The 2458-nt window shown below is 42.2% G+C and carries 1 protein-coding gene; it reads left to right on the top strand.

The annotated features are described in order from the left end of the window. Nucleotides 1-53: 53 nt before the first annotated feature. A partial coding sequence (locus KDK19_RS18640) for a hypothetical protein (RefSeq protein ID WP_257292582.1) occupies nucleotides 54-2458 on the top strand: 2405 nt, incomplete at its 3' end.

The following is a 2458-nucleotide window of genomic DNA, read 5'->3' as shown; positions in this document are numbered from 1 at the left end:
TTGCCCGGTCTTTACTGCTTTCAAGGAATTTTGTTCAAATCAAAGAGGTTCCGGTGCCAGTATTGGCTTCCTCTACTTCAACCACTTCGGCGCAACTCACCTCTGGAAGAGATGCAACTCCTGAGAAAGCAAAAAGAGCAGTAAGTGTAACAAGACAGCCAAAATACTTAAAGCCAGGTATCAGGGTATCAAAAGAAGCGTTCAGTGAACGGATATATATCCAGCATTTATTTCAACTGGATAACAATATTATTCAGGAAGTCAGACTAATTCAGGAAAACCCGGTTTTTTTTTTAGAACAGACAGAAAAAAAGATCTCGGCATTCAAAAAGGCTTTAGAAAACAATAAAAATTCAATAAACGAGCTAGGAATAGGCTACTACTATTTTTTGAAAGCACTGGCCATGATGAGGGCCAAAATGTCAGATGATGACAAAACCATAGAGTTGTCCTTTAGTCCGGAAGTCAAGTTCAATGCCAAAAAGATAAAGGAGGCTATTTTACTTTCTCAACACTTCTGCTTACCTTATGCAAGGATGCTCATGCTGTTTTTTGAATATGGTATGGAGGGAGAGCCTGATGCAAAAGTAAGAGCCTGTCTCTCTGCATTGTCTGGAGTGTCACAGTCTATTGAGATCTTATTGGAATTAGAGCCAAATTCAGCGGTTCTGGCCGGAATATTACTCAAATGGCTGTTACTGATTCCAAAGCCTTTCGAACTGAAACTGGCCTTTGATGCAGACACTTATCTGAAAAAACCGCAACGTAAGATTCCAGGTACGGTAACACCTTCCATACGTCTACTCAGAGAGTTTTTGGAGCAACTTCCGACTAAAGGTTCTGACGTCGCAGTTGATAATATTTTGACCCGAATGGGCGAGACATTTATAAATCAGCAACAGCTGTCAGACGAACAGCATGAACAAGTGCTAGCGGTAGCGGCAGTGGTAGCGGCAGCTGAAGCAGCGGCGGCGGAAGCGTCTGCAACGGCAACGGCAACGGCAACGGCAACGGCAACGGCGACATTGAAAGCGGCAACAGTGAATGGGCAAGTGGAAGCAGAAAAGCATACAGCAGCGGTGAAAATGAATACGTCAAAGATGGCGTTAGTGGCAGCAAAAATAGCGGCAAAAAAGGCTGCAGAGGCAGCTGCAAAGGAAGCAGCGGAAGCGATAGCAGAAATAAAAGTGGAAATAGAAACTAAACGAGAGACCACCGCGTCATTAGAAGCTCGAACGGAATCGATAGCAGCTGCGGTAATGGCAGCGGAAGTGTCAAAGGAAGCACATACGGAAGCAATATTAAGATTGGTACTGCACTTTGCCACTGGTCGAATGGACTTGCTTAAATTTAATAGTCTGTCTCTATCGTCAATTATCATGCGCTTTTCTGTGCAGGGCTATATTTCATCGAACTCATTAAACATCATATTTCTCAGAAAAAAACTGGCTCAACTCATTGAAGATATTCATCCTGAAAAACGGGCATGCGCAGATATCATAAAACTTGCTTTTCATCTGAATGGTTCACCAGAAGAAAAGCCTTTTTTCCCTCATCTTAAAGCCCTTCCCATCAATATCCAAGCCAGCTTGACCACCCATCATTTTGGTCATGACTTACAATTTCTAGAAAAATTAATTAGCTTATTTCCTGAATTGGTTACCAAGGATGCATCAGAATGGTACAACGTCCTTTTGCTGATTCACGAGTATAACATAAGACAAATCGGTGGAAATCCAGAAAAGGCAAAAAAACTCCAGAGTGATTCAAAAGATTGGAAACAATTACGCCAATGGTTTGAAAGTCATATATTGTATAAGCCAGTCGAGAAGAATGATATTCATTCAACACCAAAAGACATCGACTTTGCTGTCTTTAACATTTCCAGCATGAAACAGTTCAGAAAGGGTAACGAAAGTGCTTTTATTCTTGCTATTGAGCATGCCCGGGAAGTTGGCTATCTGAAATTAAAACAACACATAGACCAATATGAAAATAAAACGGATCCTGTATCACTACAGATGTTAGGCTGGTTTCATTGCCTGGCTGGACTAACACTCCTGAATGCAGAAATAAGTCCTGACAGTCAGCGGATAGTATTAACCGGTCGCAAAAGAGTTCTCACTAGCGCTCATGATCATTTCATGAGAGCGCGTATCATTGGCTTCCATTATGCCGGTTATCTGGAATCACTAGTGGGTATGCGGCTAGACAACTACCAGTCCTACCAGAGTCAGTCATCCGAAGCCTCGCAAACAGACTCAAGTGATAAGCCGGTTATTCAATATGCATCGACCAAAAAGCCGGAGGAAAAAATCTTTATTGAAGCGGGTAAGATTTTTACAGAAATTTTGCCCGGGTTGTTAGCAAGCTCTCTATATGGTGTACGTTTTGCCGCTGAAACAGCCATCAGAATCTTTACTGATGAACGGTTTAATCTTCTGCACATCCCACAGGC

The sequence above is a fragment of the Endozoicomonas sp. ONNA1 genome (assembly GCF_024606325.1).
In the GTDB taxonomy this organism is placed as follows: Bacteria; Pseudomonadota; Gammaproteobacteria; order Pseudomonadales; family Endozoicomonadaceae; genus Endozoicomonas_A.
This window is presented reverse-complemented; position numbering and strand designations above follow the sequence as displayed.